Annotated in this window: 26 protein-coding genes; 11 read left to right on the top strand and 15 right to left on the bottom strand. The window is 64.9% G+C overall.

Translation table 11 applies throughout. The features are described from left to right. Nucleotides 1-130: 130 nt before the first annotated feature. A complete protein-coding gene (locus BraRD5C2_RS01345) occupies nucleotides 131-1,045 on the bottom strand; it encodes a DUF6537 domain-containing protein (RefSeq protein ID WP_223966310.1) in 915 nt (304 codons plus the stop codon). Then, nucleotides 1,042-1,710 (bottom strand): Crp/Fnr family transcriptional regulator, encoded by a 669-nt coding sequence (locus tag BraRD5C2_RS01340; RefSeq protein WP_223966309.1) that lies wholly within the window; start codon nucleotides 1,708-1,710, stop codon nucleotides 1,042-1,044. The genes BraRD5C2_RS01345 and BraRD5C2_RS01340 overlap by 4 nt, the downstream gene beginning before the upstream one ends. Before the next feature lie 315 nt (nucleotides 1,711-2,025). On the opposite strand from BraRD5C2_RS01340, the gene BraRD5C2_RS01335 reads away from it, so the two are divergent. After that, on the top strand, nucleotides 2,026-3,138 hold the full coding sequence (locus BraRD5C2_RS01335; protein WP_223966308.1) for a cyclic nucleotide-gated ion channel: 1,113 nt from the start codon (nucleotides 2,026-2,028) through the stop codon (nucleotides 3,136-3,138). 11 nt (nucleotides 3,139-3,149) lie between these two features. Continuing rightward, entirely contained in the window at nucleotides 3,150-3,935 is a 786-nt protein-coding gene (locus BraRD5C2_RS01330) for an enoyl-CoA hydratase/isomerase family protein (protein ID WP_223966314.1), read from the top strand. A 158-nt stretch (nucleotides 3,936-4,093) separates the two neighbouring features. Here BraRD5C2_RS01330 and BraRD5C2_RS01325 read toward each other — a convergent pair whose 3' ends face one another. Next, the gene (locus tag BraRD5C2_RS01325; RefSeq protein WP_223966306.1) at nucleotides 4,094-4,528 is read right to left on the bottom strand and encodes a DUF6157 family protein; all 435 of its coding nucleotides are present in this window, start codon (nucleotides 4,526-4,528) and stop codon (nucleotides 4,094-4,096) included. A gap of 14 nt (nucleotides 4,529-4,542) precedes the next feature. Beyond that, nucleotides 4,543-5,196: a glutathione S-transferase family protein gene (locus BraRD5C2_RS01320; protein ID WP_223966304.1), complete on the bottom strand. Its 654-nt coding sequence runs from the start codon at nucleotides 5,194-5,196 to the stop codon at nucleotides 4,543-4,545. A gap of 84 nt (nucleotides 5,197-5,280) precedes the next feature. Between BraRD5C2_RS01320 and BraRD5C2_RS01315 the strand changes: the two genes are divergently transcribed. Next, nucleotides 5,281-6,276, top strand: a complete 996-nt coding sequence (locus BraRD5C2_RS01315) for a helix-turn-helix transcriptional regulator (protein ID WP_223966301.1) — start codon at nucleotides 5,281-5,283, stop codon at nucleotides 6,274-6,276. Here the strand turns inward: BraRD5C2_RS01315 and BraRD5C2_RS01310 are convergent. The 9 genes from BraRD5C2_RS01310 to BraRD5C2_RS01270 form a co-directional block, all read right to left on the bottom strand. After that, a complete protein-coding gene (locus tag BraRD5C2_RS01310) occupies nucleotides 6,273-6,683 on the bottom strand; it encodes a hypothetical protein (RefSeq protein WP_223966299.1) in 411 nt (136 codons plus the stop codon). The genes BraRD5C2_RS01315 and BraRD5C2_RS01310 overlap by 4 nt on opposite strands. 78 nt (nucleotides 6,684-6,761) lie before the next feature. Continuing rightward, a complete protein-coding gene (locus tag BraRD5C2_RS01305; protein ID WP_223966297.1) occupies nucleotides 6,762-7,472 on the bottom strand; it encodes a nitroreductase in 711 nt (236 codons plus the stop codon). A 2-nt stretch (nucleotides 7,473-7,474) separates the two neighbouring features. Then, nucleotides 7,475-8,719 (bottom strand): acyl-CoA dehydrogenase, encoded by a 1,245-nt coding sequence (locus BraRD5C2_RS01300; RefSeq protein ID WP_223966296.1) that lies wholly within the window; start codon nucleotides 8,717-8,719, stop codon nucleotides 7,475-7,477. A gap of 28 nt (nucleotides 8,720-8,747) precedes the next feature. Next, complete coding sequence (locus BraRD5C2_RS01295) at nucleotides 8,748-9,995, bottom strand: acyl-CoA dehydrogenase (protein ID WP_223966295.1); 1,248 nt, start codon at nucleotides 9,993-9,995, stop codon at nucleotides 8,748-8,750. Nucleotides 9,996-10,109: 114 nt separating this feature from the next. Continuing rightward, the gene (locus BraRD5C2_RS01290; RefSeq protein WP_223966294.1) at nucleotides 10,110-11,237 is read right to left on the bottom strand and encodes an acyl-CoA dehydrogenase family protein; all 1,128 of its coding nucleotides are present in this window, start codon (nucleotides 11,235-11,237) and stop codon (nucleotides 10,110-10,112) included. 167 nt (nucleotides 11,238-11,404) lie between these two features. Next, nucleotides 11,405-13,270: an AMP-binding protein gene (locus BraRD5C2_RS01285; protein WP_223966293.1), complete on the bottom strand. Its 1,866-nt coding sequence runs from the start codon at nucleotides 13,268-13,270 to the stop codon at nucleotides 11,405-11,407. A 41-nt stretch (nucleotides 13,271-13,311) separates the two neighbouring features. Continuing rightward, a complete protein-coding gene (locus BraRD5C2_RS01280; protein WP_223966313.1) occupies nucleotides 13,312-14,118 on the bottom strand; it encodes an enoyl-CoA hydratase/isomerase family protein in 807 nt (268 codons plus the stop codon). A gap of 253 nt (nucleotides 14,119-14,371) precedes the next feature. Further along, complete coding sequence (locus BraRD5C2_RS01275; protein ID WP_029077953.1) at nucleotides 14,372-15,130, bottom strand: SDR family NAD(P)-dependent oxidoreductase; 759 nt, start codon at nucleotides 15,128-15,130, stop codon at nucleotides 14,372-14,374. 46 nt (nucleotides 15,131-15,176) lie between these two features. Next, nucleotides 15,177-15,842, bottom strand: coding sequence for a TetR family transcriptional regulator (locus BraRD5C2_RS01270; RefSeq protein WP_173640304.1), 666 nt, complete (start codon nucleotides 15,840-15,842; stop codon nucleotides 15,177-15,179). A gap of 185 nt (nucleotides 15,843-16,027) precedes the next feature. Here BraRD5C2_RS01270 and BraRD5C2_RS01265 point away from each other — a divergent pair, with 185 nt between their 5' ends. Together BraRD5C2_RS01265 and BraRD5C2_RS01260 are read left to right on the top strand one after the other, a co-directional pair. After that, a complete protein-coding gene (locus BraRD5C2_RS01265) occupies nucleotides 16,028-17,200 on the top strand; it encodes an acetyl-CoA C-acetyltransferase (protein ID WP_223966292.1) in 1,173 nt (390 codons plus the stop codon). A 199-nt stretch (nucleotides 17,201-17,399) separates the two neighbouring features. Continuing rightward, entirely contained in the window at nucleotides 17,400-18,944 is a 1,545-nt protein-coding gene (locus BraRD5C2_RS01260; RefSeq protein WP_223966290.1) for an acyl-CoA synthetase, read from the top strand. 252 nt (nucleotides 18,945-19,196) lie between these two features. Here the strand turns inward: BraRD5C2_RS01260 and BraRD5C2_RS01255 are convergent, their stop codons facing one another. After that, the gene (locus BraRD5C2_RS01255; RefSeq protein WP_223966288.1) at nucleotides 19,197-19,703 is read right to left on the bottom strand and encodes a hypothetical protein; all 507 of its coding nucleotides are present in this window, start codon (nucleotides 19,701-19,703) and stop codon (nucleotides 19,197-19,199) included. A gap of 104 nt (nucleotides 19,704-19,807) precedes the next feature. Here BraRD5C2_RS01255 and BraRD5C2_RS01250 point away from each other — a divergent pair, with 104 nt between their 5' ends. Beyond that, complete coding sequence (locus BraRD5C2_RS01250; RefSeq protein WP_223966286.1) at nucleotides 19,808-20,956, top strand: alpha/beta fold hydrolase; 1,149 nt, start codon at nucleotides 19,808-19,810, stop codon at nucleotides 20,954-20,956. Nucleotides 20,957-21,049: 93 nt separating this feature from the next. Then, a complete protein-coding gene (locus BraRD5C2_RS01245; RefSeq protein WP_223966284.1) occupies nucleotides 21,050-21,412 on the top strand; it encodes a hypothetical protein in 363 nt (120 codons plus the stop codon). A gap of 76 nt (nucleotides 21,413-21,488) precedes the next feature. Here BraRD5C2_RS01245 and BraRD5C2_RS01240 read toward each other — a convergent pair whose 3' ends face one another. Beyond that, nucleotides 21,489-22,211 carry a hypothetical protein gene (locus tag BraRD5C2_RS01240; protein ID WP_223966282.1) on the bottom strand — a complete coding sequence of 241 codons (723 nt, stop codon included), beginning with the start codon at nucleotides 22,209-22,211 and terminating at the stop codon, nucleotides 21,489-21,491. A gap of 164 nt (nucleotides 22,212-22,375) precedes the next feature. Here BraRD5C2_RS01240 and mbfA point away from each other — a divergent pair, with 164 nt between their 5' ends. The 4 genes from mbfA to BraRD5C2_RS01220 all read left to right on the top strand — a co-directional run bounded on the left by mbfA (nucleotide 22,376) and on the right by BraRD5C2_RS01220 (nucleotide 26,437). Further along, nucleotides 22,376-23,347 carry an iron exporter MbfA gene (gene mbfA, locus BraRD5C2_RS01235; protein WP_097677166.1) on the top strand — a complete coding sequence of 324 codons (972 nt, stop codon included), beginning with the start codon at nucleotides 22,376-22,378 and terminating at the stop codon, nucleotides 23,345-23,347. 17 nt (nucleotides 23,348-23,364) lie between these two features. Then, nucleotides 23,365-24,228 carry a hypothetical protein gene (locus BraRD5C2_RS01230; RefSeq protein ID WP_223966280.1) on the top strand — a complete coding sequence of 288 codons (864 nt, stop codon included), beginning with the start codon at nucleotides 23,365-23,367 and terminating at the stop codon, nucleotides 24,226-24,228. Nucleotides 24,229-24,387: 159 nt separating this feature from the next. Then, the gene (locus BraRD5C2_RS01225) at nucleotides 24,388-25,860 is read left to right on the top strand and encodes an amidase (RefSeq protein ID WP_223966279.1); all 1,473 of its coding nucleotides are present in this window, start codon (nucleotides 24,388-24,390) and stop codon (nucleotides 25,858-25,860) included. A 223-nt stretch (nucleotides 25,861-26,083) separates the two neighbouring features. Continuing rightward, a complete protein-coding gene (locus tag BraRD5C2_RS01220) occupies nucleotides 26,084-26,437 on the top strand; it encodes a nuclear transport factor 2 family protein (RefSeq protein WP_223966277.1) in 354 nt (117 codons plus the stop codon). The last annotated feature ends 102 nt before the right edge of the window (nucleotides 26,438-26,539 follow it).

The raw sequence follows: 26,539 nt of genomic DNA, 5'->3' as shown, positions 1-26,539 counted from the left end.
CAGGGACCAAAAACCATGGCAACCCGCTTGACGAAGAACACAGTCGCTGAGGAGCGCGTAGCGCGTCTCGAAGGATGCACGGCCACAGTGGGGCCGTCGACCCTTCGAGACGCGCGCGAGGGCGCGCTCCTCAGGGTGACGGTGATGGATTCGCCGGCACCCGGGCGCGAATCTCGGCGACCTTGCGCTTCAGCGCGGCCTGCCGCGGATCGGGCATGATGGCGGCGCGGGCTTCGGTGATCGCGGCGGCAAGATCGGGGAGCACGAGCACGCCGTCGAAGGTCGGCTTGACCAGCCCGTCGATGATCACGTGCCAGTCCGCAATACCTTGACGATAGGGATCGCCGTAGCCCTGGATCATGGTCGCGGTCTCCGCGACCGCCTGGGCCGCGGCCGGCTGCTTGGTGAGGCTGCGGTCGATCATATGCAGCCAGCGCTCGACCCAGATCCGCTCCTTGGCGTAACGCCCCGAGAACAGCCGCCAGCGCTTCAGGCCGGCCTCGATCCTGAGCCGGCGAACGCTAAAGCGGGTGTTGGCGCTGAAACGGATCGAGACCCGGCGGCGGCGCCAGCCGAGCCGGTCGAGCACGGCAAGCACCGGATCGGCGACCATCTCCGGCAGGGCGTCGATCAACTCGTCGAGGCGGAGTTTCTTGACGTCGTCGGCCGAGCGCGCCGCAAGGCCGCCCGCCGCGTTGACTTCGCCGAGCTTGAGCTGCGCGATGCGGATCGCGTCCTCATAGGCCATGCGCTCGGCCATCAGCCGCGCGATCTCGGCAATCAGGGCGTCGTCAACGCCGCGGCGGCCGACGAAGCGCTTGAGCCGGTCGATATAGAGCTGGGCGTAGCTCGTGCTCTGATAGGCGATCAACAGATCGATGGCCTGGGTGACCGCGGGCCCGAGGTGATCCGGGCAGGCGTCGGGCAGCACAGGCGGCCCCTCGTCCTCATCGCCGATGATGTCGGCAAACAGGTAACGAAGCGAAGCCAGCAGACTGTCGTCATCCGGCACTGCGGCGCCTCCAGGACTCGTCGCGGGGCTCATGCAGGTTTCGGCTCCGCGACCTGTGGGGTGGCGTGCTGCGCGAGCCGCTGCTCGAGCGTCGAGATATTCTCGAACAGGCGGGCGCTGAACAGACGCAGGAGGTAGAAGCCAAACGCCGGGTTCTGAACGTAGAGCTGCTCGACCTGGTCATAGGTCACCGACAGCACCATGCCGGTTTCGACGCACTCCAGTGTCTGGGTGCGCGTGTTCGACGGCGACAGCATGCCGAACTCGCCGACCAGCGCGCCGACCGGCAGCTCGATGCCGGATTCGACCAGGCGAAAGCGGCCGCTGACAATGTAGAACATGCTGTCGGCCTTCTCGTCCTTGTAGAACAGGACTTCGCCCGCGGTGCATTTGCGCTCCGTCGTGAACGGCCTCAGCCAATCCATCGACAGATCGCTGTTGACCGATTTCTTCACGCTGCGGACCAGCTGCAGCATCTGGTGCAGACGATAGGTGTTCACCGGCAGCAGCACGGCATGCAGGATCAGCGTCGCGTAATTATGGGTCGGGACGGCGGTCGCGATCAGGATGATGTTGGTCAGGATGGCGAAGACGCGCAACGGGATCATGGTCCGCATCGACAGCGTGGCGACCACGAAGATCGATGCGAAGAAACTGCCGGCGGCGCCGGCGTGCTCCGCGAGATGTGAGGTATCCATCGGAAACCAACCAATTTCTCAAGAAGTGAACAAGATCGCCTTATTAGTCGCTTCATTCCGGCTGAGGTCGCATAGGCGACCAGCATCCCTGATATACGGTGAAAAAGCGACGATTTGTCTGATTTCTCACATTCGCGCGCGCAAAAACGGGCCAACATGGTTAGGCCATTCGTCCAATGTTTGGCCTCTCGCCGCGACCGTCCCGCGATCGCCTGCGCGTTGACGGCCTCAACCGGGAGAGGCACGTTGTGAACAGGCTCGGCCATTCGCAGGGCCTCGATTCCAGCAGTTCAGCGACAGGCAAGCTCCGTTCCGATGTCCAAGCCGCTCGTCCTTCCGGCCTTGACGCGCTTCGTTTCCGCCACCGCCGGCCGCAACATGACCACGGCAGCCTATGTCGCGGTCACGGTCGGTGTCGCCATGATGACGCTGCTGACGGTCGCGCCGGCCTATGACGCGGTCCCGCACTGGGTCGATGCGCTGCTGTGGGCCTGCCTTGCCTATTTCGTGTTCGAATGGCTGGTGCGGCTGCGGCACATGCGGCGGCAGGACAAATTCTGGTTCTATGCGCTGTCCAGCGCAGGTGTCGTCGATGCGGTCGGCGCGCTGGCGGTGCCGCTGGCGCTGCTTGCCGGCATCGAGCCGAAAACCGCATGGCTGCTCGGCGTGCTCTGGGTGCTCAAGGTGGTGCCGGGCATTCCGGGCCTGCGCCAGCTGCGGCGGGTGCTGGTGGTGGAATCCGGCCCGCTGCTCAGCGTGCTGGTGATCTTCCTGATGGTGGTGTTCCTGGCCTCGGTCGCCGAATACTTCCTGGAGCGGGACGTCCAGCCGCAGACCTTCGGCAGCGTGCCGGCGGCACTTTGGTGGGCGGTGGTGACGCTGACCACGACGGGCTATGGCGACGTGGTGCCGATCACCCTGCTCGGCCGCGTCGTCGCCGCCATGGTGATGATCTCGGGGCTCGGCGTGTTCGGGCTGTGGACCGGTATTCTGGCGACCGGCTTTGCCGCGGAAACCCGCCGTGACAATTTTCTGAGAACCTGGGAGACCGTCAGCAAGGTACCGTTCTTCGCGCATCTCGGGCCGGCCGCGATCGCCGACGTCACCCAGGTGCTGCGGACCATGGATCTACCGCCGCGCACCATGATCATCCGCAAGGACACCAATGGCGACTGCATGTACTTCGTCGCCGCCGGCGAGGTGGAGGTCGACCTGCCGGGACGCAAGGTGAAGCTCGGCGAAGGCGCGTTCTTCGGCGAGATGGCGCTGCTCGGCAACGCCAAGCGGGGCGCCAGCGTCTCGACCAGCAAGGTGACCCGGCTGTTGGTGCTTGACCTCGTCGATTTCCGCCTGTTGATGGCAAGGCATCCCGATCTCGCCGAGACCATCGACGCCGAGGCGAAGCGCCGCGAACTCGAGAATCAATGATGGAGACCGATATGGCCGAGTTGGCCGACACCGCCAGCGGACCCGTGCTCGAAATCGCCGGCGCACGCGCCACGATCCGCCTCAACCGGGCGAAGCATCTCAACCGCCTGCAGGCCGAGGACCTCGGCGAGCTCGTCAGGCTGTTCGACCGGATCGAGGCCGATCCCGCGATCCGCGTGCTGGTGCTGACCGGAACCGGCCGCGCGTTCTCCGCCGGCTACGACCTCAACTCGGTGGCCGAGCGCGCGGTGAGCGCCAATGAGCAACAGAGCGCGGGCTCGGCATTCGAGGTCGTGGTCAATCGTCTCGAGGATCTCTGCGTGCCGACGATCTGCCGGCTCAATGGCGGCGTCTATGGCGGCTCGACCGACCTGGCGCTGGCCTGCGATTTCCGCATCGGCGTCGATACCGCCGAGATGTTCATGCCCGCGGCGCGACTCGGGCTGCACTACTACAAGAGCGGCATCCAGCGCTACGTCACACGGCTCGGGGTCGACAACGCCAAGATGCTGTTCCTGACTGCGCAGAAGATCACGGCGCCGGAGATGCTGCGGATCGGCTACCTCACCGCGATGGTGTCGCTCGACCTGCTCGACGAGGAGGTCGACAAGCTCGCCACGATCCTGGCCGGCAATGCACCCAAGGCGATGGCCGGCATGAAGCGCGCAATCAACGAATTCGCCCGCGGCGAGCTGGATGCAGCCGCCGCCGACCAGCGCCACCGCGACAGCATGCGCGGCGACGAGATCAAGGAAGGCATCAAGGCCTTCGCCGAGAAGCGGGCGCCGAGGTTTTAGTTCGTCGCGCCCACTCTCAAGACCGTCACCCTGAGGATGCCGCGAAGCGGCCGTCTCGAAGGGTCGACGGCCCGGCTGGCCCGAGTGGAGAGATCACCCCACCTCGGTTCGCATTGCATGCGAACCGATCCTCCCCCTCCAGGGGAGGATAAAGAGCGCTACGCCCGCTTGCTCCGCATCGCGCGCGTCTGCGCGACCTCAGGGTCCCCGGCCAGCGCCTGGTAGCGCTTGCTGTCGACGGCGAAGAGCGCGATCCGGCCGTCGGCATCGGCGTGGACGCCCCAGCCGAAACGTTTGCCGAGCGGCGAGGCGCGCATGCAGGCCTGGCCGCGCGAGAAGAACGTCTCGCGGGCGAGGCTGCGTTCCTTCTTCCCTGTCTTGGTATCGAGCGCGCGGCCGGCCGACGACGTCGCGAACACGACGTCGTCGGAGGTGTATTTGTAGGGCGCGCCCGCGATCATCCGGAATTGCAGCACGGCAACCGTCGGCTGGCCGCCACGCAGCTGCGGCTCCTCGCCGCGCTGCGTCGGGCAATCCTCGGCGACACGGATCAGGGTGTTGAAGCAGTTGGTGCTGTACAACGGTTTCGCCATCGGCACGATCCGTATCACACTCCGGCGGCCGCCGCATGCTGCGCCGCCATCTCGTCGTCGGCCTTCGATATCCGGACGAACGCCGGGCGCCCGGCGATACGCTCAGTATAGCGGACGAACACGTCTCGCTTCGGGACGATGCCGAACATCATGGTCCAGGAGAGCGCGATGCCCCAGAGGATGTCAGCCGCCGTGATCTCTTCGCCGAGCAGATAGGGGCCCTTTGCGAGCTGCGCCTCGAGCGCGCCCAGCATGGTGTCGTAATCGGCATAGGGCGATTGCGTGATCGGCGCCGGCTCGCGCTTCATGAAATGGTCGATCACGGCCGGCTCGAACGAGGATCCGTAATAGGCGATCCAGCGCAGATACGGGCCGCGGCGCGGGTCGTCCAGCGTGGGCGTGAGACCCGCCTGCGGAAACAGATCGGCGAGATAGATGAAGATTGCGACCTGCTCGGTCACCAGCCCGCCGCGATGGCTGATCGCCGGCACCTTGCCGAGCGGATTGATCGCGAGATAGGCGTCCTTGCGCTGCTCGGCCGCTTTCATGTTGAGGACGTGCAGATCATAGGGCGCGCCGAGCTCTTCCAGCAGCACGCGGGTGCCGGTGGCGCGGCTCTGCGGCGAGTAATACAGCGTGATGCGGTCGGTGGTGGCAGCGGTGGTCATCAGCGGATCTCCTTGCGCCATCAGGGCGCATGGCCTCCTTATGTCCGCCTATACCTGACATCTTGTGTCAGGTATGATCTAGCCATGCGCGCGAGCCGGCTGTTTTCCATCCTCACCACCCTGCAGGCGCGGGGACAGGTCACCGCGCCCGAGCTGGCCGAGGCCTGCGAGGTCTCAGTGCGCACGATCTATCGCGACATCGATGCGCTCTCGGCTGCCGGCGTCCCCGTCTATGCCGACCGGGGCGCCGAGGGCGGCTATCGCCTGCTCGACGGCTATCGGGTGCGGCTGAACGGGCTGTCGCAGGGCGAGGCCGAGGCGCTGTTCATGGCCGGGCTGCCCGGCCCCGCCGCAGCGCTCGGCCTCGATGCCGCGATGGCGGCGGCGCAGACCAAGCTGATGGCTGCGCTGCCGGAGAAGCTGCGCCCTAACGCGCGGGGCATGCAGCAGCGCTTCCATCTCGACGCACCGGGCTGGTTCGGCGAGACCGAGGAGCCGAAGCATCTGCGCGCCATTGCAGCCTCGGTGCTGCGCGAGACCCTGATCGAGATCCGCTACCAGAGCTGGAAGGCCGAGAAGCGGCGGCGCGTGGCGCCGCTCGGCCTCGTGCTGAAGGGCGGTAGCTGGTATCTCGCCGGCCTGGTTGACGGCAATGTCCGCACCTACCGCGTCGCCCGGGTGCTGGATTGCACCGCGCTGGAGACGCCGTTCGCGCGGCCGACGGAGTTTGATCTCGCCACCTATTGGCGCGCCTCGATCGCGCGGCTCGAGGCCGAGCTGCATCCGAACGAGGCCACGGTGCGGCTGTCGCCGCTCGGGCTGAAACTGTTCGACGCGCTGGCCCATCCTTACGTGAAGGCACGGATGCGGCTTGCCGATGGCACTGAGCCCGACGGCTGGCGGACCGCGACCATGCCGGTCGGCAAGACAGTGTGGCATGCGGCGAGCGAGCTGCTGCGGCTCGGCGCCGAGGCCGAAGTGATCGAACCACAGGAGCTGCGCGACAAGATGGCCGAGCTAGCGGGCGCGATGGCCGCGCGCTATGCGGACGCGCCGCCGCGCCGCGCTGCCCGCCGTTAGTAACGGCTGTCGGAGCTGATGACGAAGCGGTCGAGCAAATTGACCGGCAGTATCTCGAACCGGTCGAGCGTGAGCGTAATCCCGGTCACGAAGTCGACGCCCTTGATCGTGCCCTCGAGATCGATCCGCCAGCCGCGGCGCAGGCCGCGTGTTTCCGGATGTTGCTCGATATCGATATAGGCATAGATCGGGTTGTCGAGCCGCGAATGGCGGTGCCAGCCGCGCTGCAGAAAGCTGAATTGCAGCACGGAGCCCGCGCCCCAGTCGATCGCGTCGAAGAAGCGGGTCTTCCAGGCAACAGGCTGTCCCAGATAATGCGCGGCGATGAACGCGTCGCGCTCAAGCGCAGGCAGACGGTGCAGTTGCCAGCTGATCTCCGCCGGCGTCAGGGAGGCGTTATTCGCCATTGTTGTTCTAGTCGTTCTTCTTGTCGTTTCTTCTTGTCCTCGGCGGGAGGGTGAACCGGCCTCCCCGCCTTGAGGAAACTATACATCCACAAATGTGACAGTATCCGCCACAGTTGCGCGCGACGTGCGGTAGCTGTTCACCTTGTGCGCATGATCCGCATAGCCGAACGAGATACCGCAGACAACCCGGCGATCGTCGGCCAGGTTGAAATGGCGGCGGATCAGGCCGGAATGCCGCGCGATCGCCGCCTGCGGGATGGTACCGAGCCCGAGCGCCTGCGCGGCCAGCATGAAGTTCGAGACATAGCCGCCACAATCGATCGCGCCATAGACGCCGAGCGGTTCGTTGGTGTGGATCACGGCAATGTGCGGCGCGCCGAAGAAATTGTAGTTCTCCAGCGCCTGCTTGGCATACGCCGCTCTGTCGCCGCGCGCGATGCCGAGCGTGTTGTAGAGCTGGAAGCCGCTTTCGCGGCGGCGCTCCAGATAGACCCCGACATATTCGCGCGGCGGGGTGAAATCGTAATCCTCGCCGAGGCCGCGCGAAGCCTCGGCATAGATCGCCTTGCGGAACCGCTCCTTGGCCTCGCCGGACACGATCAGGACTTCCCAGGGCTGGCTGTTGCACCACGACGCGGTGCGCTGCGCGGTCGTCAGGATGTGCTCGATGATCTCGCGCGGCACCTCGCGCGGTTGGAACGCGCGCACCGAGTAGCGCTCGTTGAGCAACTCCTCGAGCGCACCGATGCGGTCTTCGGCGGCGAAACCCGGCTTGGTGGTGGCATCCATGCTCAGCGGCCCTTGGTCGGGATCTTGTTGTAGGGCACGTCCTTGTCGACGCGGATGTCGCCCGGCAAGCCGAGCACGCGCTCGGCGATGATGTTGCGCAGGATCTCGTCGGTACCGCCGGCGATACGCATCGAGGGCGACGACAGCAGCATCTGCTGGAACTGGCCGTTGGCCTGCTCCTCGTCAGTGCCGGTGAGGCTGCCCGCGGCGCCCTCGAGGTCCATCGCATAGGTCGCGATGTCCTGCAGCATCAGGCCGGAGACGAGCTTGCCGATGGAATTTTCCGGACCGGGCCGTTCACCCTTCGACAGCGCCGAGATCGCGCGGTAGCTGGTGTATTTCAGGCCGCTTGCCTTCACCGCCCAGCTCGCAAGCTTGGAGCGCACCGCCGGATCGTCGATCGCGAGGCCATCTTCCAGCATCAAATTAGAGCAGAACTCGAACATTTCAGGTACGCCAGTGGCGAGCCGCGAACCGATCGACATGCGCTCGTTCATCAGCGTGGTCAGCGACACGCTCCAGCCCTCACCGACTGCGCCAAGGCGCTGGCTGTCGGGGATCACCACGTCGGTGAAATAAACCTCGTTGAACTCCTGCATGCCGTTGGCCTGCTTGATCGGCCGCACCTCGACGCCGGGGCTCTTCATGTCGAGGAAGAACATGGTGAGACCCTTGTGCTTGGGCACATTCGGGTCGGTACGCGCGATCAACAGGCCGTAGTCGGAATAATGCGCGCCGGAGGTCCAGATCTTCTGACCGTTGACGACCCAATTGTCGCCCTTCTTCTCGGCACGAGTCCGCAGGCCCGCGACGTCGGAGCCGGCCGACGGCTCGGAGAACAGCTGGCACCAGATCTCTTCGCCGGAGGCGAGCTTCGGCAGATAGCGGCGTTTTGCGTCTTCAGAGCCCCAGGCCATCACGGTCGGGCCGCACATGCCCTCGCCGATCTGGAACGGCTGCGTCAGCTTGCCGTAGACGCCCTCTTCCTGCTGCCAGATCACGCGCTCGATCGGCGTGGCGCCGCGGCCGCCATACTCCTTCGGCCAGTGCAGGCAGGCCCAGCCGCCCTCCGCTTTCTTCTTCTGCCAGGCCTTGCCGACCTCGACCATGTCGTGCTTGGCGAGCCGGATGCGGCCGAGCGAGGATTTTGACAACTCCTCCTCGAATTCCTTTGGCGCGTTGGCGGCGATCCAGGTGCGCGCGATCTCGCGGAATTCGGCTTCCTGCTGCGTGTCATCGAAATTCATGGCGAACCTCTTTTGATTTTTCGCGCGCTCAGGCGCGGCCCTTGGTCGGGATCTTGTTGAAGGGAACGTCCTTGTCGACCCTGATGTCGCCGGGCAGGCCCAGCACGCGTTCGGCGATGATGTTGCGCATGATCTCGTCGGTGCCGCCCTCGACGCGGGTGCCCGGCGCGCGCAGCAGCATCGCCTGGAATTTACCAGCGACCTCGGCGTCCTCGGGTCCGTTCAAGGCGCCGGCGGCGCCCTGCAGGTCGAGCGCGTAGGTCGCAACATCCTGGATCATCGAACCGGCGACCAGCTTGCCGATCGAGTTCTCCGGTCCCGGGCGTTCGCCACGGGAGAGCGCGGAGATCGCGCGCATGCTGGTGTATTTCAGCCCGCTCGCCTTCACCGCCCAGTTCGCAAGTTTCGCACGCACCGCGCGATTCTCGATCGCCGGGCCATCCTCCAGCATCAAACTGTTGCAGAAGTCGAACAGCTCGGGGAAGCCGGTGGAGACGCCGGCACCGATCGACATCCGCTCGTTCATCAGCGTGGTCAGCGACACGTTCCAGCCGTCATTGACATTGCCGAGCCGCTGCGAGTCCGGAATGCGCACGTCGGTAAAATAGACCTCGTTGAAGTCGGAGGCGCCGTTCGCCTGCTTGATCGGCCTGACCTCGACGCCCGGGCTCTTCATGTCCAGGAAGAACATGGTGAGCCCCTTGTGCTTCGCGACATCAGGATCGGTGCGGGTCAAGAGGATGCCGTAGTCGGAATAATGCGCGCCCGAGGTCCAGATCTTCTGGCCGTTGATCACCCATTCGTCGCCCTGCTTCTCGGCGCGGGTGCGCAGGCCCGCGACGTCGGAGCCGCCGGCCGGCTCGGAGAACAGCTGGCACCAAACCTTCTCGCCGGAGGCGAGCGGCGGCAGGTATTTGCGCTTCTGTTCCTCGCCGGCGAACGCCATCATGGTCGGGCCGCACATGCCGTGGCCGATGATGAACATCGAGCTGAGGCGGCCGAACGGGCCCTCCTCCTGCTGCCAGATCACGCGCTCGATCGGCGAGGCGCCGCGACCGCCATAGTCCTTCGGCCAGTGCAGGCAGGCCCAGCCAGCATCGGCCTTCTTCTTCTGCCAGGCTTTTGCCACTTCGAGGATATTGGCGCCCTTGAGCGCAACGCGGCCGAGTGAGGCCTTGCGCAGTTCGTCCTCATATTGCTTCGGCGCATTGGCCGCGATCCAGGCTTTCGCCTCGGCGCGGAATGCGGCCTCCTGCGGGGTGTCGTCGAAATTCATCCTGATCTCTTTCCGTCATTCCGGGGCACGCGAAGCGTGAACCCGGAATCTCGATTTCCAACCTCTGGATTCCGGGCCTGCGCTTCGCGCATCCCGGAATGACGAATCGTGGAACTACGCCGCGTTCTTCTTGCGCATGCGGTCGATCAGCGCGTCTTCCCAATAGGACAGGCTGCCGAGGCCGAGCGCCACCGCATTGGCGCGGCGGTAGTACATGTGGCAGTCGAACTCCCAGGTGAAGCCCATGCCGCCATGGACCTGGATGTTGTTCTTGGCGCAGTGCTGGAACGCCTGCGTCGCGCTGATGCGCGCGGCGGCGGCGGCTTCCGGCAATTCGCCGGCGTTAGTCGAGAGAGCCCAGGCGCCGTAGTAGCAGTTCGAGCGCGCCAGCGTCGCCGAGACGTACATATCGGCCAGCATGTGCTTGACCGCCTGGAACGAGCCGATCGGACGACCGAACGCGATGCGGTCGAGCGCGTAGTCGCGGCCCATCTCCAGCGCGCGATCGGCGCCGCCGACCTGCTCGAATGCCGTCAGCACGGCTGCGCGATCCAGCACCTGGGTGATGACGCTCCAGCCCTCGCCGGCCGCGCCGAGCGGCTCCGCCTTGGCGTCCTTGAAGGTGATCTCGGCCTGGCCGCGGGTCAGATCGATGTTGGTCAGTGATTTGACCTCAACGCCGCCCGCCTTGAGGTCGACGATGAACAGCGAGATATCGGACTCACGTCCGCTCGAACCGGTGCGCGCAGCCACCACAGCGAAATCGGCGATCGCACCGTCGGCGACCGGCTTCTTGACGCCGTTGAGCACGCCGCCATTGGCCGTGACGTTGATGGCCTTCGGCGACGGATTGCCCTTGCCCTCGAACAGCGCCAGCGTGCCGATGGCATCGCCCGAGGCGATCTTCGGCAGCCACTTCTGCTTCTGCGCGTCACTGCCTGCGATCAGGATCGCTTCGGCGGCGAGATACACGGTGGAGGAGAACGGCACCGGCGCCAGCGCGCGGCCCATTTCCTCCGCGATCACGCAGAGCTCGAGATGCCCGGCGCCTGCGCCGCCGAACTGTTCCGGGATCGCGACGCCGAGGAAGCCCATCTCGGCGAGGCCCTTCCACAGCGCCTTGTCGTAGGGCGCCTTGCCGTCGAGCACCTCGCGCACGGCCTTCGGCGGGCACTGTTCGCTGAGGAATTTCCGCGCCTCGTCGCGCATCTGCTTCTGTTCGTCGGAGAAATCGAAATTCATGGCGGCTACCTTTTTGGTTCTTGTCGTTTCAATTGGCCGTCATTCCGGGGCACGCGAAGCGTGAGCCTGGAATCCATTGAGCCGCAGATGATGTGGCTTGATGGATTCCGGGCCTGCGCCCAAGTGGGCGCATCCCGGAATGACGAATGGAGAGAGCGTCGGCCTCATCACAGCACGATCACCTCATCGCCGGGCTTGCCGGCATAGAGCTTCTCCACCAGTTCGGCGCGGCGTTCGAGACCGGCGCGCTGGTTGATGTAGCCCTTGTCGGTGAGCTCGTTGCCGTCGATCGACGGCGGCTCGACCATCAGCATCGCACGCGCGATGCGCATGCTGCTGCCGGTGGTGGATGCATTGTGCGCCTGCAAGCCCTTCTTGAGACACGCGAGCACATCGGGATGCCGGATCACGTCTTCATAGCTCGCATCCGCATTGCCGACGATCTGGCGGCAGGCATGCAGGTTGGGCCAGCACAACAGGCCGATGAACTCGCGGTCCTGCCCCGCCACCAGCGCGTCATGCACGACCGGCGTCGCGGCGGCGATCGCATCGGTGCGCAGCGAGCCGACATGGACGAAGGTCCCTGTCGTCAGCTTGAAGTCCTCGACCACGCGGCCGGCGAAGATGATGCCCTGTAGCGGATCCTCGGGATCGACGAACACGCCGGCATCGCCGATGCAGTAGAAGCCTTCTTCATCGAACATCTTGGCGGTGAGGTCCGCCTGGCCGAAATAGCCAGGCGTGACGTTGACGCCGCGCAGCCGCAGTTCGTATTTCGAGCCGCACGGCACCATCTTCAGCTCGACACCGGGGAACGGCAGGCCGATCAGGCCGACGCGCTCGGTGTCCCAATAGGTGCCTGTCGAGGTCGGCGCGGTCTCGGTCGAACCCCAGCCGGTATAGAACACGATGCGCTCGCCCGTGGTCTTCACCGCCAGCGCCTGCATCCGGTCATAGAGATCGTCGGGCAGCCGGGCGCCGCCATAGGCCATGATCGAGAGGTTCTTGAAGAAGCTCGCGCACAGCGCCGCGTCCTTCTCCATTGCGGATGCGAGCGCCGCATAGCCCGCCGGCACGTTGGCGTAATAGGTCGGCGACACCTCGCGCAGATTCCTGATCGTCTCCTCGAGCTGGCCCGGCATCGGCCGGCCGTCGTCGATATAGAGCGTGCCGCCATCGACCAGCACCGGATTGAACGCGGCGTTGCCGCCCATGGTGTGATTCCACGGCATCCAGTCGAGCACGGTCGGGATCGGGCCGGCCGTTTCGCGCGGGCGCACCTGCATCATCATCGCCGCATTGGCGCACATCATCTGCTGGGTGTTGATGACGGCCTTGGGCATGCCGGTCGAGCCGGAGGTGAACAGCAGCTTGCCGACGGTGTCGGGTGTGATCTTCGCGATCGACGCGGCGACATCGGCCGTCACCGGCGTCGCCGCGAGCTCGCCAAAGGCCACGCTCTTGATGCCGTCGCAGGGACGCAGGACGTGAACGACCGTGATGCCGGTGAGGTCGATCGCCTTCAGCGCCTTCTCGAAGGTCGGACCGTCCTGCACCATGACGACGGCCGGCTTGATCAGGTTGAACAGATATTTGAGCTTGAGGTGGTCCTGGCTCATCAGCGAGTAGGCGGGCGACACCGGCGCCGCCGGCAGCCGCGCCTGCATCGCAGCCTGCGTCATCAGCGCGTGCTCGATCGAATTGCCTGACAGGATCGCGACCGGTCGGCCGTCGCCAATGCCGAGATCGAGCAAGCCTTGCGTCAGCGCATCGACGGTGCGCTTGGCTTCACCATAGGAGACCTTGCGCCACTGCCGGTCGGCGCCGCCGCGTTGCGCGAGCCAGATCCGCTCCGGGGCCTGCGCCGCCCATTTGGCGAGATAGGCCGGGATATGCGTCTCGTAGGCCTGCAACGGGATCCGCGACTTCAGGACGACGGTGCCGTCAGTGCGCCGCTCGACTGCGATGTCACGCACGAGCCAATCCACCTTGCGGAAGGCAGGTTTCGTCAGCATCGCCGGGTCTCCATCCATTTTGCGTCTCCCGGAATTCTTGTCCTTTTGAGGATCTGTTCTCAGCGCCTGATATAGACAGGCTTTCGTTTCTCAAGGAAGGCCTTGATGCCTTCCTGAAAATCTTCCGAGCGGCTGCACAGCACCTGATTGCGATCTTCCATCGCGATCACGGCCTCGATCGAGCCGGCATCGACGCTCATGTTGATGCATTCCTTCGAGAGGCGCAGGCCAACCGGCGAGGCCGTCATCATTGCATCGATAAAAGGATTGGCAGCAGCGTCGAGATCAGCGGCCTCGACCACCTCGGACACAAGGCCCACCGCAAGCGCGCGGTCGGCATGGATGAAGCGCCCGGTGAGGATCAGTTCGGAGGCGACGGAGACGCCAACGAGGCGCGGCAGGAAATAGCTGGTGCCGATGTCGCAACCACCAAGGCCGAGCTTGATGAAGGCGCAGTTCATCCGCGCGTTCTTGGCCGCGATGCGGATGTCGGCGGCGAGCGCCAGCGCGAAACCGCCGCCGGCGGCAGCACCCTGTACCAGCGCGATGATCGGCTGCGGACAGCGCCGCATCAGCATCACGATGTCGGCAATGCGGCGCTGCGAGTCGAGCGATTCCGTGACGCCGGGCGGCTCGGTCTGTCCGCCACGGCGCGCCATCGCATGCTTGAGGTCGAGCCCGGCGCAGAAATTCGCGCCGGCGCCCTTCAGCACCACGACGCGGGTGTCGCGATTGCGCTGCAAGCCCTGGAAGTAGGTATTGAGCGCATCGATCATCGCAGGATCGAGCGCGTTGAGGCTTTCCGGTCGATTGAGCGTGACCCAATCGACCCCATCGTGATGTTCGATCAGCAGCGGCTGAGACACGCGCATGGTCCTCCCGACCGTTCAGCGAACGCGACGCTCGTTGCTGTGCCCTCTCCCCTTGTGGGAGAGGGCATGTTCGCTATTGCCTTTGCATTCGGTTGGGTGAGGGGTCGGTCTCCGCGGAGAGAACCCCTCATCCGTCGCCGTAGCCGATGCAAAGCATCGGCGTCCTTTTCTAAGGGACGGCGGCCGTAGGCCGCCTATGGCCACCTTCTCCCACAAGGGGAGAAGGGAAGTACGACGGAATTCGCCGTTAGCGCGGCGCCATGCGGATGGCGCCGTCGAGGCGGATGGTTTCGCCGTTGAGCATCGGGTTCTCGACGATGTGGACGGCGAGGTTACCGTACTCCGAGGCATCGCCGAGGCGGGCCGGATGCGGCACCTGGGCGCCGAGGCTCTTGCGGGCTTCCTCGTTGAGACCCATCAGCAGCGGCGTCAGGAACAGGCCCGGCGCGATAGTGTTGACGCGGATCTTCAGGCTGGCGAGGTCGCGCGCGGCCGGCAGCGTGAGGCCGACGACACCGCCCTTCGAGGCCGAATAGGCGATCTGGCCGATCTGGCCTTCATAGGCCGCGACCGATGCGGTGTTGATCGCAACGCCGCGCTCCTCGCCGATCGGGGCTTCGGTGGCGAGGCGCTCGGCGAACAGGCGCAGCACGTTGAAGGTGCCGATCAGATTGACGTTGATGATGCGGACGAACTTCGCCAGCGGATAGACGCCGTCCTTGCCGACGATGCGCTGCGAGCCGCCGATGCCGGCGCAGTTCATCAGCACGCGCGCGATGCCGTGCGCGGCTTCCGCCTTGGCGATCGCCGCCTTGATCGCTTCCTCGTCGGTAACGTCGGCGTGCAGGGCAACGCCCTTCACTTCGGCGGCGACCTTCTCGGCATTTTCCTTGTTCTGGTCGATCACGCCGATCCTGGCGCCCTTGGCGGCCATGGCGCGCGCGGTTGCGGCACCGAGCCCGGAGCCACCGCCGGTGATGAGAACGGCAACGTCTTTCAACTGCATGGGAACAACCTTTCCTTGGGCGTTTCTTCTCTAGACTCGAACTTTGTTATCCGGCGGCGACCGCTGCCGTTTCCTTATCGGGATTGAGCACGCCGCCGAAGATCAAGGCTTCCATATGCTTGATGTATTCGCGGCAGACCTCGTCGGTGACCGGACCGACGCCGACCGCACGCGACATCGCATGGCGGCCGAAGAACAGGTGATCGCAGGCGCCGATCAGGCTGGTGTAGAACAGCACCGGATCGATCTTGCGGAATTCGCCGGCCTTGATGCCTTCGGCAAGGAGGCGGCGGTGAAAATCCAGCAGCGGCGCAACGAAGAATTTCGACACCTCGTTCGCGGCGGCAGTCGAGCTCTCGTGCAGGAGATAATGAATCAGCCGGTTCATGTAGGGGAACTGGTGATAGGCACGAATGATGCCGCCGATATGCAGGCGCAGTTTCGCGGACGGCGTGATCGGCTGGCTGATGAGATATTCGAGCTGCGAAATCTCGGTGGCGGCGTCGCGCGCGAGCAGCGCCAGCAACAGCCCGTCCTTGTTTCCGAAATGATATTTCACCAGCGCAGCGTTGACGCCCGACTTCTGCGCGATGTCGGACAGCGAGACCTCGATCGAGGCGCGCTCGATCATCAGCTCGCTGGCTGCGACCAATAGCTTGTCGGCAGTGGCATTTTTGCCGGCCGGAAGTTTCGTCGGTACGCTGGTGTTCAACTGCGCTCTGGTCCCGCTCTGTGTCCCCGGCTGTTTCTCGGCTCGCCGGTAAATCGAGGCCGCACATAAGCCCATGGCGGGGCTGCACTCAAGAGTTAATTGATTGATTGACTAAATGCTGAACCGCCCCTTAAATCCGGCCCAACTTGAAACCGCCCAATCCAGAAACATCAGGGAGATCAGTCATGGCCGAGGCATATATCGTCGCCGCCGCCCGCACCGCCGGCGGCCGCAAGGGAGGGCGTCTTTCAGGTTGGCATCCGGCCGATCTGGCCGCGACCGTGCTCGACGCGCTGGTCGAACGATCCGGCGCCGACCCGGCGCAGGTCGAGGACGTGATCATGGGCTGCGTGATGCAGGCCGGCGAGCAGTCCAACAACGTCGCGCGCAACGCGGTGATGGCCTCGAAGCTGCCGGAGAGCGTGCCCGCGACCTCGATCGACCGCCAGTGCGGCTCCTCGCAACAGGCGCTGCACTTCGCGGCGCAGGCCGTGATGAGCGGCACCATGGACTGCGTGATCGCCGCCGGCGTGGAATCGATGACCCGCGTTCCGATGGGCCTCGCCTCCTCGCTGCCCGCCAAAAACGGCTTCGGCCACTACAAGAGCCCGGGCATCGAGGCGAAGTATCCCAACATCGTCTTCAGCCAGTTCACCGGTGCGGAGATGATGGCCGAGAAGTACGGCCTCTCGAAGGATGAGCTCGACGAGTACTCCTACAACAGCCATCAGCGCGCGATCGCCGCGACCCAGGCCGGCCACTTCAAGGACGAGATCGTGCCGGTCAAGATCACCCGCGCCGACGGCTCGACCGACACCCACCATATCGACGAAGGCATCCGCTTCGACGCCAGCCTCGACGGCATCAAGGGCGTCAAGCTGATCGCCGAGAACGGCAAGCTGACCGCGGCGAGCGCCAGCCAGATCTGCGACGGCGCCTCCGGCGTCATGGTCGTCAACGAGAAGGGCCTCAAGGCACTCGGCGTCAAGCCGATGGCGCGCATCCATCACCTCACCATGATGGGCGGCGACCCCGTGATCATGCTGGAAGCGCCGCTGCCGGCGACCCAGCGCGCGCTGCAGAAGGCCGGCATGACCATCGACGACATCGACCTGTTCGAGGTCAACGAAGCTTTCGCCTCGGTGCCGACCGCGTGGCTGAGGACCACCGGCGCCGATCCGGCCCGGCTCAATGTCAATGGCGGCGCGATCGCGCTCGGCCATCCGCTCGGCGGCTCCGGCACCAAGCTGATGACGACGCTGCTGCATGCGCTGAAGCAGCGCAACAAGCGCTACGGCCTGCAGACCATGTGCGAAGGCGGCGGCATGGCGAATGTGACGATTGTCGAGCGGCTGTAGAACAAGAAGAACCGCATCGGCGGCTACACAAGCCGTACAAGCGGCCACACAAAAGGTGTCGTCCCGGCGAAAGCCGGGACCCATAACCACAGCGCATGTGGTTATGCCGGGCTGCGGCCCCAACTCATCTCAACAACATAGAACGGTGGTTATGGGTCCCGGCCTGCGCCGGGACGACGCATCACCTGAGGAAACATCTTTGACCCATCCCTCCATCCACGCGCGCAACCATCCGAACAAGATCGCCTACCAGATGGCGACGTCCGGAAAGGCGATCACCTATCGCGAGCTCGACGAGCTCTCGAACCAGGGCGCGCATCTGTTCCGCTCGCTCGGCCTGAGGGCCGGTGACCACATCGCGCTGCTGATGGAAAACCGCCTCGCCTTCATGGAGATCTGCTGGGCCGCGCAGCGTTCGGGGCTCTATTACACCGCGATCAGCCGCTACCTGACGGAAGAGGAGATCGCCTACATCATCAAAGACTGCGGAGCGAAGGTGTTCATCACCACCCCGCAATGCGCCGACAAGGTGAAGGGCCTGATCAAGGGCGAGGTGGGCGAGCCGCTGTTCTACATGATGGACGAGCCGGCACCGGGCTTCCGCTCCTACGACAAGGAGGCCGGCGCGCAGCCGACCACGCCGGTTGCCGACGAGGTCGCGGGCTACGACATGCTCTACTCTTCCGGCACCACCGGCCGGCCCAAGGGCATCAAGAAGGAGTTCGAAGGCAACCGGATCGACGTGCCGAACCCGTTCCTGCGGATTCTCACCGCCGACATGTGCGGCATGAATGCCGACTCGATCTATCTGTCGCCGGCGCCGCTCTATCACGCGGCTCCCTTGCGCTTCAACATGATGGCGACCGTGCTCGGGGGCACCTCCGTCATCATGGAGCATTTCGACGCCGAGGAGTTCCTGAAGCAGGTCGAGAAGCACAAGGTGACGCAGTCGCAGCTGGTGCCGACCATGTTCGTGCGCATGCTGAAGCTGCCCGACGAGGTGCGCGCCCGCTACAAGGTGTCTTCGCTGAAGGGCGCGATCCACGCCGCGGCGCCCTGCCCGGTCGACGTCAAGGCCAAGATGATCGACTGGTGGGGACCGATCCTGATCGAGTATTACGCGGGCTCCGAAGGCAACGGCGTCACCGTCTCGACCTCGCAGCAATGGCTGAGCCATCGCGGCACGGTCGGCCGCGCCGTGGTCGGCAAGGTCAAGATTCTGGACGAGAACGACGAGGAGGCGCCGACCGGCCAGATCGGCCAGGTCTATTTCGCCGACGCGCCTGTCTTCACCTATCACAACGATCCCGAGAAGACGAAGAAGGCCTACAACGCCAAGGGCTGGTCCACGCTCGGCGACGTCGGCTACCTCGACGAAGAGGGCTTCCTGTATCTCACCGACCGCAAGAGCTACATGATCATCTCCGGCGGCGTGAACATCTACCCGCAGGAGACCGAGGACGTGCTGATCACGCATCCGGCGGTCTCCGACGTCGCGGTGTTCGGCGTGCCGAACGAGGAGATGGGCGAAGAGGTCAAGGCCGTGGTGCAGCCGCACGATATCACCAAGGCCGGCAAGGAACTCGAAGCCGAGCTGATCGCGTTCTGCCGCCAGCATCTGTCGCCGATCAAATGCCCGAAGAGCATCGATTTCGAGCAAGAGCTGCCGCGTACCCCGACCGGGAAACTGGTGAAGCGGCATCTGCGCGACAGGTACTGGCCGAAGGCGCCAGTGAAGGCGTAGCCGCTCTTCACCCTCCCCTGGAGGGGGAGGGTCGGCTCACAGCGAGCGAAGCGAGATGTGAGCCGGGGTGGGGTGATCTCTCAGCACGGGCAGCGCCCGATACGAGGGACCTTCACCCCACCTCGGTTCGCATTTCATGCGAACCGATCCCAGAGCGAGCTCCGCTCGTCTCGACCCCTCCAGGGGAGGATGAAGACACATCGCGTGTCAGAGACCCGCCAAACCCCGCCACATCGCGGGTCGTATCCAGCGCTACAGATCCTCCGCCGGTCCGCATGCCACCGACGCCACGGCGCGCAAATGCAGTTGGCCGTGCTTGCCTGACGCCGTGGTGGTCCACTGCGCATCGATCTGCTGAAGATCCTCCGACAGCTTGCCGCGATGGCTGCCGTCGGTCTCGAACGCCCCGTTGTCGTCAGGCGAGCGTTCGAAGATCTCGACCTCGAGATCGGACAGCCGGATGAACATCTGTACGCCGATCCTGGTCACATGACGGCCGACCTCATATGAACCGCAGCCGCGCGCTTCCGCATTCTGCTCGTTCAAGGCCTGCACCTTGTCGAAGGTGATGACGACGTTCTGCACCGTGTTGTCGCCGTCCCACAGGAATTCGCCGATATAGGCGCGCGGCAATTTCTCGGTGAGCTCCTTGATGTCGGCCGCGCGCACCGCAGGCACCAGCAACAGGCCGGCGGCCACGATCATCACGCCGAGACGCGACATCCAGCCGGGCAGCTCTGCAATCCTTGCGTGGCGCATGCGGTATGCATCCCGTGGCCAAAGTTGCTATCGTGAATCAATGGCCGCCAGCATACAGCCAAATGCGCTGGTTGTGCGGCGATGCCCAACAGGTGATCTGCACCATGGAAACGCTCCCCGACGTCCCGCTCCCCTCCACCATCCGCTCGCGTTATGTCGACGGGATCAATGGCCTGCGCATGCATGTGCTCGAAGCAGGCTTCGAAACATCCGGCCGGCCCTGCCTGTTGCTGCTGCACGGCTTCCCGGAGCTGGCGTTTTCCTGGCGCAAGGTGATGCCGAAGCTCGCCGCGGCCGGCTATCACGTGATCGCGCCGGACCAGCGCGGCTATGGTCGCACGACCGGCTGGAACGCGGATTATGACGGCGACCTGACGGCGTTTCGCCTGCCCAATCTGGTGCGCGATGCGCTCGGGCTGGTCGCGGCGTTCGGCTACAAGCACGTCGATGCCGTGATCGGGCACGATTTCGGCTCGTCGGTTGCGGCATGGTGTGCGCTGATCCGCCCCGACGTGTTCCGCGCGGTCGTGATGATGAGCGCGCCGTTCTCGGGGCCGCCGTCGTTGCCGTTCAACATTGCCAATGAACCGGGGAAGCCCGCGAGCGAAGACCCCGTGCATCGTGAGCTGGCCGCGCTGCCGCGGCCGCGCAAGCATTACCAATGGTACTATTCGACACGTCCGGCTAATGCCGACATGCATCGCGCACCGCAGGGCGTGCACGATTTCCTGCGCGCCTATTATCATCACAAGAGTGCGGACTGGAAAGACAACAGGCCTTATCCGCTGCAATCCTGGTCGGCGGGCGAGCTGGCCAAACTGCCGACCTACTATGTGATGGATCTCGCCAAGGACATGGCCGCGACGGTCGCCGAGGAGATGCCGTCGCGCGATGCGATCGCCGCCAACAATTGGCTGCCCGATCGCGAGCTGACCTTTTACAGCGCGGAGTATCAGCGCACGGGCTTCCAGGGCGGGCTGCAATGGTACCGCTGCGGCACGTCAGGCGCGTTCATGGCGGAATTGCAGACCTGGAGCGGCCGCAGCATCGACCAGCCGTCCGCGTTCATCTCGGGCAAGCAGGATTGGGGCACCCATCAGCGGCCCGGCGTGTTCGAGACGATGCAGACCAAGGCCTGTACCAAAATGATCGGCTGTCATCTGGTCGACGGCGCCGGCCACTGGGTGCAGCAGGAGCGGCCGGAGGAAGTCAGCCGGCTGCTGCTTCAGTTCCTCGCGCGTGCATCGCGATAGGACATTGCTCTGGAAATATCCGGGAACATTCCGTGGAACCTGGCGTTGCGGTCAGTCGGCTGTGCGTCCGGCGACTGATCATGAGGAGAGACCATGGAAAAGAAGATTGCCGGACTGTTGGGAGCCGTCGCATCACTTGGCGCGTTCGGCGCCGCCCAGGCCGCACCGGCGCCGGCAGACGTGCTGCAGGCGAATTCCTACGCCGAGCTGCTGCAGCCGATCGCGGACGCCTCGACGAAGCTGCAGGCACTCGACGAGTCTGTGCCGCTGCAGGCCCGCGACGACGTGCAGCTCGCGCAGTTCTATCATCACCATCATCATCACCACCATCACCATCATCACGGCTACTATCGCCGCTATGAAGGCCCCGTGGTCGTGGTGCCGCGTGATCGGCGCTACTATCGTCATCATCATCATCACCATCACCATCACAGCTTCTACCGGCGCGACTACTGAGCGGCGGCAGTCTGGTGATGCGACAGCGGGGCCCTCGGGCCCCGTTCTTCTTTGCCGACCATGATGCGACGCCGCCTCAGTCCTGGCGCGCCTTCTCCTTCGCGGCGCGGTGGAGATGGCGGTAGGTGCCGTCGAACACCGTGTCGGTCGACGAGGTCCACTCGGTGCCGGCGGCGAGTTTCGGCCGGCTGTTGTAGATGCGGCGCGCCTGCAATTCGCGTTCGGCAGCTTCCTCCTCGCCCATCGGCTCGAGCTGAAAGTTCGCCTCCTCCGGGATCACGATGATCTGCGCGAACGGCTCGTTCGGCCGGAAGATGTGCGTGCGCCCCTCGGCCGGCGCCTTGAACACGCAGAAGAACATCATCGGCCACCAGTTGCGGATCAGCGCCGGGACGGCGATCGGCACGCTGTCGGTGCGGTCGGTATAGAATCGCGGATGCGGCTCGGTGCGGACCGCCATGCCCTGTTCGACCTTGAGGTCGAGCAGGATCTGGTAGGTGTAAAACGTGGTGCCGAAATTGCGGAATGGCGGCCACTGCACGCCGCTGTCCGGCGGTTCGCCCCAATCCGCATCGAGGTGCAGCTGGCCATCCCGCGTGGTGACGTGCAGCTCGAAGTCATAGGGGTAGAACAACTCGATGCCGTATTGCGCGCCCTCCGAGAACGGCACGCAATGCCAGACCTGCTCGCGTGAGCCATCGGCGCGCGGCTCGCGCTGACCCGCCCAGCCCGGGATCTCGAGTTTGGTCCGCCGCGGCGCCAGGCGCGCGTCGTTTAGTCGATATTTGACCCTGTCCATGAATCCCCCTCCTGCCCCCTCGTGAGCCACAGGAACTCGTGCGGGCGCGGCCCGGTTCCCTTCATCGTGATCACGAACAGGACCATGGCGCGGCTTTGACGATTGACCGCGGCGCTGCCCACTAATATTAGAATTATTCTAAACTGAGTAAACAGGGCGTTGCCGTGAAGAATTTCGCCGATTTGACCGAGCGCGAGGTGCTGGCGGTCGCGATTGCCTCCGAGGAGGAGGACAGCCGCATCTACATGTCCTTCGCCGAGGACCTCACCGAACGCTATCCGGATACCGCAAAGATCTTCGAGGAGATGGCGGAGGAAGAGCGCGGCCATCGCCACCGGCTGCTCGAAACCTATGAGCAGCGCTTCGGCCCGCATCTGCCGCCGATCCGGCGCGAGGACGTCAAAGGCTTTCTGCGCCGCCGTCCGATCTGGCTGACCAAGAACCTGCCGCTCGACACCATCCGCAAGGAAGTCGAGACCATGGAACTGGAGGCCGAGCGCTTCTATGCCCGGGCCGCCGAGAAGGCAGAGGATGTCGGCGTGCGCCGGCTGCTCGGCGATCTCGCCGAAGAGGAGAAGGGCCACGAGAAGCTCGCGGTCCGCCTGACCGGCGAGATCCTCAAGCCCGATGTGCGCGCGGAGGAAGACCGCACGCGGCGGCGGATGTTCGTGCTGCAATATGTCCAGCCGGGCCTCGCCGGACTGATGGACGGCTCGGTCTCGACCTTGGCGCCGCTGTTCGCCGCCGCCTTTGCCACGCATCACAACTGGCAGACGTTCCTGGTCGGCCTTGCCGCCTCGATCGGCGCCGGCATCAGCATGGGCTTTGCCGAAGCGCTGTCCGACGACGGCTCGCTGACCGGGCGCGGCTCGCCCTGGCTGCGCGGCATCACCTGCGGATTGATGACGACGCTCGGCGGCCTCGGCCACACCATTCCCTATCTGGTGCCCGACGCCTGGCCGAACGCATTCTGGATCGCGACCGCGATCGCCGGGATCGTGGTGTTCTTCGAATTGTGGGCGATCGCCTTCATCCGCTCGCGCTACATGGACACGCCGTTCCTGCAGGCGGTGTTCCAGATCGTGCTGGGCGGCGCGATCGTGCTCGCAGTCGGCATCCTGATCGGCGCAGCGTAACGGCGGCGAGATCACCGATGCGACCACGCCAATGTCGAGACACCGCCGGCGCAGCGCTGATTGCTCTCGCCGCGGTCGGACATTGCACCGATGCTCGGGCCACCGACGAGATCCAGGTTTACAATGCCGGCATCGCGGCGGTCGGCCAGCTCACCATCCAGCAGCATCTCAACTATGTCGGCATCGGCCGGAAGGATCCGCCCTTCCCCGGCGGCTTTCCCTCCAACCACAGCCTCAACGGCACGCCGGAGTTCGCCTATGGCATGACGGACTGGTGGGAGCTCGGGCTCTATCTGCCGTTTGCCGTGCAGGACCGGCAATTCCTGTCCGACACCTTCAAGCTGCGCACGCTGTTCGTCTCGCCGAACGCCGACAAGCGCAATTTGTTCTACGGCATCAATTTCGAGCTGAGCTACGAGATGCCGAAATTCGCGCAGACCCGCTGGGGCCTGGAGATTCGGCCGATCATCGGCGTACGCAAGGCGGACTATGAATTCATCGTCAACCCGATCGTCGACATCGGCTTCGGTAAATATGGCGAGGCGGATTTCGCGCCCGCCGCGCGCGTGGCGCGCAAACTGAAGGACGATGTCTATGTCGGCCTCGAATATTACGCCGATTTCGGCAAGATCGGCGCCTTCAGCCCACGCGCGGAGCAGCAGCACACATTGTTCGCGGTGACCGACTTCAAGGTGGGTGACGTCGACATCGACTTCGGCGTCGGTTACGGCCTGACGCGGGCGTCCGACCGGCTCGTCGTCAAGACCATCATCGGATACGCCTTCCAGGTGCCCGGGACCAAGGAGAGCAGTGAGCGCGCCAGCGCGAGCGGCCCCATCAATCCCATGGCGCATATGTCAGCTCGCACCACACCTTATTAGGTGCCCATCGGGCTCCCCGGCATCAGGCAGAGCCCGATGATCACGATCGCGTTAGGCGATGTGTGACGTCGAGGTTACGCGAGCGCAATTGCGATCAAGCCGGTCTTGCCCGCCCGCTCCATTCTGCGCATGATCGCCGCCAAAATCAGGGAGCACGCCGTGGCCAAATCGCAATACAGTTTCAAGACCGCCGTCGAACTGTCGAAAGCCCTGCGCGACAAGCAGATCTCCGCCGTCGAGCTCGCAGAAGACGCGATCGGCCGCATCGAGCGTCACGACGGCAAGGTCAACGCGGTCTGCGTGCGCGACTTCGAGCGCGGCCTCGCTGCGGCCCGCGCCGCCGACGCGGCCATTGCGCGCGGCGAACACAAGCCGCTGCTCGGCATTCCCATGACGGTGAAGGAATCCTTCAACATCGCCGGATTGCCGACCACCTGGGGCTTCCCGCCGCAAAAGGATTTCGTGCCGGCTGAGGACGCGCTCTCGATCCAACGGGTGAAGGATGCCGGCGGCGTCATCCTCGGCAAGACCAACGTGCCGGTCGCCCTCGCCGACTGGCAGAGCTACAACGAGATCTACGGCACCACCAACAACCCTTACGACCTCGGCCGCACGCCGGGCGGCTCGTCCGGCGGATCGTCGGCCGCGCTCGCCGCGGGCTACGGCGCACTATCGCTCGGCTCCGACATCGGCGGTTCACTGCGCGTGCCGGGATTCCACTGCGGCATCTATGCGCACAAGCCGACCTTCGCGCTGCTGCCGTCGCGCGGCCACACCCCGCCGCCGCTGCCGCCGCTGCCGTTCGATCGCGACCTTTCCGTGATCGGACCGATGGCGCGCGGCGCGGCCGACCTCGCCCTCGTGCTCGACGTGATGGCCGGCCCCGATCCGCTCGAAGCCGGCAAGGCCTACCGGCTGGACCTGCCGGCGGCGCGGCACACCGCCTTGAAGGATTTCCGCATCCTCGTGATCGACAGCGACCCGGTGATGCCGACCGACAAGGTGATCCGCGGAACCATCGACAAGCTCGCCAGTAACCTCGACAAAGCCGGCGCGAAAGTGTCTCGCTCGAGCCCGCTGCTGCCGGACTTCGCCGCGTCCTCGCGGCTCTACATGCGGATCCTACTGTCGTTCCTGGCGGCGACCTTCCCGCCGGAGGTCTATGCCGGTGCCTGCGCGGCAGCAGCTGCGCTGCCGGCCAGCGACACCAGCCTGCAAGCCGAGCGGCTGCGCGGCATCGCGCTCAGCCACCGCGACTGGGTGATCGCCGACGGCGGCCGTGCACGGCTGCGCGCACAATGGCGCGAGCTGTTCAAATCGTTCGACGCCGTGATCTGCCCGATCATGCCGACGCCGGCCTATCCGCACGATCATTCGCCCGACCAGGAGCAGCGGCGAATTCTGATCGACGGTGAGCCGCACGTCTACACCAACCAGCTCGCCTGGCCCGGCATCGCGACGCTGCCCGGCCTGCCCTCGACCGCGATTCCGACCGGCTTTGCGCCCGACGGATTGCCGGTCGGCGTGCAGATCGTCGGTCCCATGCTGGAAGACCGCACGCCGCTCAAGCTCGCCGAGCTGATCGAGCGCGAGTTCGGCGGCTTCGTGCCGCCGAAAATGTTCGATGATTGATGCGGTCATTGCAGAGCGACGACGGGCACACCTAACCTATCACCGTCACCCTGAGGAGCGCGCCCTTGCGCGCGTCTCGAAGGGTCGACGGCCCGACTGTGGCCGTGCATCCTTCGAGGCTCGCAAGAGCTCGCACCTCCAGCGACAAAGGCAAAGCCTTTGCGCGGGGATGACGGTATCGAGAGCGCGGCAATGACGAACAATAGCCACAGGGAGGAGCAAAATGAGCAAGGACCTCGACGAGCTGACGAAGCTCAACAAGGACTACGTCGACTCGGTTCAGAATTGCGACGTCAAGCGCTTCGATGAAATCCTGGCGCAGGATTTCTACTGCACCAATCCGGACAAGAGCCTGGTCGACCGCGCCGCCTTCCTGAAGCAGACGGCAATCCCGGTGAAGATCAAGGGGTTGAAGGCCGAGGACGTCAAAATCCGCATCCTCGGCGATTTCGCCATCATCCACGCCCAGACCAGCTACACCGGCGCGGACGGCCAGCCTACGCACGGCCGCTACACCGATTGCTGGGCTCGGCAGAACGGCAAATGGCTCGCGGTGTCCGCGCACGTCGCGCGGTGAGGGCAACGTTCGCAGCGTCACCCTCCGCTGTCATGCCCCGCTTCACGCGGGGCATCCAGTACTCCGCGGCAGCAGTTGATTCACACGACTTCTGCGGCGGCG

This window comes from Bradyrhizobium sp. RD5-C2 (genome assembly GCF_019972155.1).
Classification (GTDB): Bacteria; Pseudomonadota; Alphaproteobacteria; order Rhizobiales; family Xanthobacteraceae; genus Bradyrhizobium.
This window is presented reverse-complemented; position numbering and strand designations above follow the sequence as displayed.